The 7,463-nt window shown below is 34.6% G+C and carries 4 protein-coding genes; all 4 read right to left on the bottom strand.

What is annotated here, in order from left to right; all coding sequences use genetic code 11:
- Window positions 1–35: 35 nt before the first annotated feature.
- The 4 genes from BUB80_RS05685 to BUB80_RS05670 all read right to left on the bottom strand — a co-directional run bounded on the left by BUB80_RS05685 (window position 36) and on the right by BUB80_RS05670 (window position 7,461).
- Entirely contained in the window at window positions 36–3,458 is a 3,423-nt protein-coding gene (locus BUB80_RS05685; RefSeq protein WP_073291733.1) for a hypothetical protein, read from the bottom strand.
- Between the two features lie 11 nt (window positions 3,459–3,469).
- On the bottom strand, window positions 3,470–5,008 hold the full coding sequence (locus BUB80_RS05680; RefSeq protein ID WP_073291753.1) for a T9SS type A sorting domain-containing protein: 1,539 nt from the start codon (window positions 5,006–5,008) through the stop codon (window positions 3,470–3,472).
- 287 nt (window positions 5,009–5,295) lie between these two features.
- Window positions 5,296–6,027, bottom strand: a complete 732-nt coding sequence (locus BUB80_RS05675) for a porin family protein (protein WP_073291731.1) — start codon at window positions 6,025–6,027, stop codon at window positions 5,296–5,298.
- A 144-nt stretch (window positions 6,028–6,171) separates the two neighbouring features.
- On the bottom strand, window positions 6,172–7,461 hold the full coding sequence (locus BUB80_RS05670) for a TolC family protein (protein WP_073291729.1): 1,290 nt from the start codon (window positions 7,459–7,461) through the stop codon (window positions 6,172–6,174).
- Window positions 7,462–7,463: the final 2 nt, after the last annotated feature.

The following is a 7,463-nucleotide window of genomic DNA, read 5'->3' as shown; positions in this document are numbered from 1 at the left end:
AATATAATGGGTAGTATTGTTTTTTTCACGATTTGTTAGTTTTTGTAGTGGTACTCAAATTCTTTTACAGTCTTATACGACACAACATTGGTTGCGCTTACTTCTTTCTGCTTGATCTCCTTTAACCTGTTGGCTGAATCGTACAAATAAAGTTCCTGGACTTCTAATGGCTGGGTAATACTTCGGACTCCGATAAGTGGATCATACGTGTAAGTCGTAATAGGACCAAATCCATTGATTGCTACTCTAAGATCATTTAGTTTAGACAATAAAGCATCTTCATTTCCTCCCGCTACTGCTGAAGCATCTGTATCTGAAGCGGCAATCGCTGCTGATAATTGAGAACCTGCTGCCTGAACCAATGCATCATACGTAATCCCTTCTATTTTGGCAATAGGCTGGGTATTGTTATACCCCCAAACGATTGATACTGAAGTTCCGTCTTTGGTTTTGTATTGCTGCAAGTTCCCTTTTACATCATATTTTTCATACGTAACTTCTGTATAAGGAGTACTGTTTTGCAGATCAGAAGATATGACAGAACTTGGAAACAGATTAGCTACATTATCGTATTTTGTTTCTGTTTTTGACAAGGTTTGTCCATTCTTTTTAGATTCTGTTTCCAATGGAATTGCAAGCATGTTGGCAGCAATCAATCTCTGATTTGCTTTTTCCTTTGCATATTTGTACCCTGAAACATAGGTATCGCCTCCCTGAACACTTTGAGTAACATTGATAGGGTAATCTTCCGTGTTATAAGCTGTATTCGTGGTTGAACTTACTGAACTTTGAACTCCGTTCTTATAGAAATAAGAGGTTTCACGCTTCTCGGTTGGTAAGGTGACACCGAATTTTCCAAAACTCTTATACGGAATAGTTAATGTTATTCCTATCTGAAAATGATTGAAAAGAGACTGATAATTATTAAATCCATAATACTCAGAAACCATATTTTTTTCATAATTATCAAAGATTTTTATTCCATCATTCTTTTCAAATTCTGTAGTTATATAGTCTGTATTGGTTTCTGACAGAATTTGGCCCGCTGAGTTATAGGTTTTTTCAGATATTTGTTGTCCTCTTAGATAATCAAGATTCGGGATAGGGATAACGGGTACGACGGTAGATAAACTTCCTACATTTGGATAATCTAAAGGGGATCTGAATGTATGTACCGTTTTACCTTTGCTATTATTATCTTTATCCAGCTGTTCTACCGTTACATATTTATATCCAACATCTGATCCCTGAGTTTTTTCTGCTGGGATGATATTATAATCTGTGATTACCTCAAATTGGGCACTGTAAGTTATGGTTTCATTATTACGTTTGTTCCTATAAGTATAACCATCATTGTAACGTGTTATCGGTTCAGGGAAAACTAATGCTCCGCTACTTCTCTGCGTATCATTAATATTTTTATAATTATAAGCATATGTTTTTGAAGCTACACTTGATGTGGGATTTTCGTAATAAGTGATTCTGTTAATTCTTAGCCCTCCTCCGTAACGTATTTTTTCATCTATAAATACCGTCTCTGTGGTGGTGGCTTCAAAAAGGTCATAGGTATCATCAGGATTTGATGGAGGGTAGCTTCCAGCTAATGAAGCATAATATTCTCCCGGTTCAAAGTATATATTTTCATAATAATCATAATGTATCTCTCCATTAGGGTCAGGATTTGATACTTGACATGCAGGAGGTTGTGTTTTATTACAGGTTTGATTTCCCATTTGCTTTCGATATACAAATGGAGAAAAGGTATTGTCAGTATTTTTTTTATAAATCTTAAAATCCCATTTAAAATTAACTAGATTTCCCAACCCTAGGTGTAAAGGTACATTCTGGGCAGTATTTACTGTGAAAAAATATTTTTTATCTGTATTACTGAAGTGCCCAAAATTCACACTAAAATCATTATTCTGTATTTCTGAGTGCCCCTGAATTGGTGCCATTCCTGCTCCATTATAATAATGACTATAATCATTCGGTCCAAAATCGAAAACGGCTTTCCCTTTTGTAGGATAGGTCAAGGACTTCAATACATCAGCTCTATAGGCTAGACTAGGTCCTGTATAATATCCCCATTTATCTTTTTGAAGAATTCCTGTACCTGCTAGATAATAATCCAGATTATACTCTTGGTTCTGTACATTAGGTGCTGTTTTGGTAACTTTAGTCAAAATCATTTTTTGCAAGGTTTTCATAGCCCCATTTTCAGGTTGGAAATTGGTGTTCGAGTAACCGTAATCTAAAATGTATTTATCTGTAAATTGTTGAGCATTTTGTCCAATAGAGCTAGATTGTACAGATTTTAACTTATAAAGTTCTGCAGGCTCAGTATAATTAGAATCCTGTCTCCCTTTTTCATAGTTTAAATAAATTGTTCCCTTATCAATTACTTCAATGCTAGTGAGTAGTTTTGTATTGGTATCGTTATAGGTATATTGGGTTTCAAAGGCTCCCGGCATACTTCCATCAGGAATTTGAGGATTTCCAGTGCTATTTGTATACTGTACATTGCTTGCAAATCTCTTTGTAGTGGTGGGGGTTTCTTCAAATTTCACCTTTGAAGTGATTGCATAGTTAAAATTTGCGAGAAGAATATTATTTTGATCTTCTATCTTTATCAAATGAAATGCAGCCCAATAATTACCAAAATCAAGACTAGGATTAGGATTTCCTATACCAGATATAATACCAATTTTAACATTATTTAAATTTTTTTGAGATTTCTCCATAGCCTCGAAAGTATATCTGATTCCTTTGTCATCAACTATAGTGAAGCTTGTAATTTCATTTGGAGCAATATTATTAATGATAATCTGTAAATTATTTTTATCCAGTTTTTCAGGTTTATAATTTCCATTATCATCTTTCACAATATAAAATCTTCCGGACTGGCCCATGAAATTATACTGATATAAATCATATTCTGTATCGTATCTACCCATTGCTGCTTGAAAACTATACTCATCTAAATCAATGGTTTGATCCTTCATAAGCTTAGGGGTAGGATTATAAATCTCATTATAAATACCATACTTGGCTTTTGGAGGAGTAGAAAAAGCAATGGTTCTGTTTTTTTCATCGGGATTTCCACCTCTTACTGTTCTGGAGATGGTTCCACCTGCAATAAGGCTCCAGCCCAATCCTGTTTCACCAGCTCTGTCATCGGGCTTAGCATTTAATGGGTGATATTTTAATTGAACACCTACAGCAACTTTGGAGTTTCCCGTTGGAATACTAACGAGTGGAATACTAATGTCTGGAATTCCTGTATAATAACTTACCGGGACTTCTTCAAATTTCATTAAATTATTGGAAGTAGGAGCCGATGCAAACATCTTATTGATATCTCCCACATAACTTTTGGGCTCATCTGCTCCTGATTGTGCGAAGACTGCACTATTTAAAGAAGCTAATAATAAAATTATAGCTATTGTATTTTTCTTCATGAAAATTAGTTTTATTTTTTAATCAGTTTTGCGTTAGCCGTTTTATTAGAATCTGTTTTAATCGTAATCAAATAAGCTCCTTGAATCAAAGCTTGCGTATTAATTTTAGTCACTTTATTCTTCGTTTTAAAACTTTGCAATTGTCTTCCCGACATATCGTAAACAATAATATCAGCTTCTTTAAAGTCAAACCCAATTTCTACATACGCATAATCTGAAACAGGATTCGGATAGATCTTGATATCTTGTTTTATAATCAATTGATCAATCTGTTTATCTCCAAGCTTAACAATCTTCCAGTTTTCTTTTCCAAGTTCCTCAGCACTGGTTCCTGCTAAAACGATGGAGCCATCTCTGTTGAGCTTAATATCAGATAACCTTTCTTCTTTCTTACTGGATTCTCCTTTTACATGTTTTCTCCACTGTTCATTCCCATTTTGATCTAAATACAACATCCAAAAAGTTTCATCATCTGCTTGTATTCTGCCCTCAGCTTGCGTGTAACCGCCTATTAGAATCCCTTTTGAGGTTTTATCATCTGCTGAATGTAAAACACTCATTCCCATTAAAACATCTCTGTTCTTGAAGTTGTAAGACTTCTGCCAGATTTCCTCACCTCTTTCATTGAGCGAAATCAACCACAGATCCGTACCTTCTTCAATGCCAACTGTTTTATTTCCTGAGCGTTCAGATCTCGATTCTCCTCCAATTAAAAAGCCTGTTGAAGTCAAAGCCAACGTTCTTAAATGGTCATCACCTTTTCCTCCAAAGTTTTTCTCCCATTCTACTTTGCCTTCTTTATTGAGCTTGATGATCCAATAATCTCCTTCGCCAAAGTTTTCAGTTTTCTTTGAACCATTGATACCACTTCTGGAGTATATCCCAAGCAAAGTACCTCCGTCTTTTGTTGGAATCATTTTTTCAACTTCATCTAATCCTTTTCCTCCAAAAATAGATTGTGATAATTCTTTTCCGTTTTTATCGAGCTTTATAATTAAAACATCTTTAGATCCATAACCTTTAGCGGAGTTTTGCACATTACCCGCAACAAAGAATCCTAAATCGGTCGTTTGAATAACTGATCTTGCTTCTTCATCGGCTGAACTCCCTAAAGTTTTTTGCCATAATTCGTCTCCAAATTCATTAAGCCTTATCAACCAAATATCAGATCCTCCTTTAGAATCATCTTTTTTATCCAGACCTTTTCCGCTGTAAGAAGTGCCTGCTAAAAGAAATCCGCCTTCTTGGGTTGATACAGTTGCTGAAAGGAAATCATGATTGTTTCCGACGAAATACTTTTCCCAAACTTCTTCGCCCTGTTGGTTAAGTTTAACCAAATGGAAATCGTAACCGTTGTTTTGTTTGTTGTCTGTAGAAAGTTTTTTAGATTGGATGGAGCTTCCGCTAATTAAATACTGTTCATCGATTGTTGTAGTGACCTGGCTTAGAAAATCCTGAGTATTGGATTTAATGTCCTTTTGCCAAACCACTTCTTGAGCAGAGTAGCCAACTGCACATAGAAAAAGTGCACCTATATAGAATTTTCTCATATATTGTTCTCTTTGATTATTAGTTTTAAGCGATGCGAAAATAATCATTTTAATTCACCTAATTGAGGATTGTTAAAAATAATTAACTTGAAAGTTATTTCCTTTTTTCTTTATTAATACAAAGCTAAGCACTCGTCACGACAAACCATGTCGTATTATATAATGGATGCACTTTTATTACTTTGGGTTGGAAAAAGTAAAAGAGAAATATTAGAAAAGAGAACATAATAATTAACAACCCCACCAAATCAATTTGATGGGGTTTATTTTACATTAATAAAATATATTTACTTGAAGCTATATGCTACAGAAGCCATAAAACCTCTATTGAAAATTTTTATTTTATCATGTTTGGTATCTTCGTTGGTATAACTGTTGGCGTATTGGAATAGATCTAGGAATCCATGCGTGTATTTTAATTCTACCGCTAAATTATGCTTGATCTGATATTGCGCACCGATGTTCAATCCAAAATCAAACTTTTGGAGATAGCGACTTTCTTTTTCGTCATTGGAAGGATCTCCATAAATACTTTTGTCTCTAAAAGTATTTCCGTTTTCATCTTTTCGTTTAATATTGGCGGCTACTAAGGCGCTTACATACGGTCCTGCGTATACCTGAATGTTTTTTGATACCTGATACGTAAGGTTGGCAGGAACCACATCAATAAAATACATCGTAAGGGTAGATTTATAAATTCCGTTAATGGAATCACTAAGATGAACGCCTGCTTTTCTTTGACTGAAAATTAATTCATGTCGAAGTCCTAATCTTTCATTAATTCGGGTGTTTACAAAACCTCCGATATGAAAGCCTGGTTGATAAGATGTTTTCTGATCGGCAAAAATATAATCTCTTTCTTTTCCGTATAGATTATACATGTTAACACCTGCTTTTATTCCCCATGAAACTGTATTGTTATCAGCGGGGGAAAGATCATTCTTGTTATTTTCTTCTACTTGAGCATACGAAACTGAATAGATGAAAAAGGATATGAGTATGATGAATATTTTTTTCATATAAGTTGAATTTTAAAAGTTTTGATTGTAATTAATTCTTTTATAACCTTTTGTTTTCAAAATAGTTTAACAATCGCTTTTGTACTTTTTGCGGCTAAATTTTTAATTTATTTAAACAGGCTATTTATTTAAACAGGCTATTTATTAAAAATTAATATCCCAGATTCCGGCTGTTCTTTCCAATTCTACCAAAGCTGCAGCAAATTCGTAATTCACTTCGTGATAGTTTTGCTTGACTTCATTATACGTCTTTTGGGCAGTCAATAATTCCAAAATAGAAGATTCTCCTCTTTTATAGCTGTAAATTTTGCCGTCCAGAATTGTTTTAGCTTCTTTTAATAATCCGGTATTAAACTGTTTAACCTGTTTTTGAGCTGCGATATAAGTAAAATAAGCCTGTGTTACTTCACTTTGAATTTCCAGTTCTGTCTGCTTATATTGCTGTTCTGATTGTTGCAACGTATATTTTGCAGCAAGTAATTCTCCGGGTTTATTATTTGAAAACTTTAACGGAATACTAATACCTACATTAATGCCCGTTGTAGATGGAGTAGGTGCAATCGCATTACGAACATACGATGCATAGTTGGCTCCCATGGATAAGCCAAGGTCTATGGCTCTGTTGGCTTTGGCTAATTTTAATACACTTCCGGCAATACTTTTATTTTGTAGGGCTACTTTAAGATCCGACCTGTTATTTTGTGCGGTAAGAATAAGTTCCTGCAATGAAAAATCACGATCAAAATCTGAAAAATCACCTTTGGGATCAATGAAAGCATCATTTTGAGATCTTCCTAAAAGTAAGGAAAGACTTGATAAAGAGGCTTTCCATTTTGCTTCTGCTGCAAATACATCATTAAGCATGGTTCCTGCTTCCAATTTGCTTTGGCGGGAATCAACTTCTGAAATAGCGCCCAACTTAAAACGGATATTATCCGATTCAGCCAATTGCTTCATTTGTTGATAAGAGGAAGATTGAACCTCCAGCAGCAAGCGATTTTGAATTCCCGATAAAAAAGCCAGCGTAGCATCAGCACGAAGATTTCGAAAATAATCATCTAATAATAATCGAGCCAATTCTTTTTGATTTTTGGCAACATCTATTCGGGCTTTTCTTTTTCCGCCAAGTTCTAATGTCCAGGTTAGTTCAGAATTAAATCCATACCCCATATTCATTCTTCTTTGTCCGTTATCTACCCACCCGAAACCCAATTCCGGATTAGGAAATATACCGGCCGTTTGTATTTCTGCATCAGCGATATTCAAATTAAATTTCTCTGCGGAATACGCCAGATTATTTTTCCCCACAAGACTCAAATAAGTAGGGTAGTCTAAAGGTTGCTTGGCAAAAGCAGTATCAATAATTTGAGCATGTAAACTAGATATTGAACCTAAGATTATGATACCGAAAAATGATTTTATATATTTTTTCATTT

Origin of the sequence: Chryseobacterium polytrichastri (assembly GCF_900142445.1) — a bacterium.
GTDB classification, from domain to species: Bacteria; Bacteroidota; Bacteroidia; order Flavobacteriales; family Weeksellaceae; genus Chryseobacterium; species Chryseobacterium polytrichastri.
The sequence above is the reverse complement of the archived record's forward strand: the minus strand, read 5'-3'. Positions and strand labels throughout refer to the sequence as shown.

Excerpts from the sequence above, each read along its gene's own strand:
- BUB80_RS05670 (WP_073291729.1), bottom strand. The coding sequence starts at position 7,461 with ATGAAAAAATATATAAAATCATTTTTCGGTATCATAATCTTAGGTTCA.
- BUB80_RS05685 (WP_073291733.1), bottom strand. The coding sequence starts at position 3,458 with ATGAAGAAAAATACAATAGCTATAATTTTATTATTAGCTTCTTTAAAT.
- BUB80_RS05680 (WP_073291753.1), bottom strand. The coding sequence starts at position 5,008 with ATGAGAAAATTCTATATAGGTGCACTTTTTCTATGTGCAGTTGGCTAC.
- BUB80_RS05675 (WP_073291731.1), bottom strand. The coding sequence starts at position 6,027 with ATGAAAAAAATATTCATCATACTCATATCCTTTTTCATCTATTCAGTT.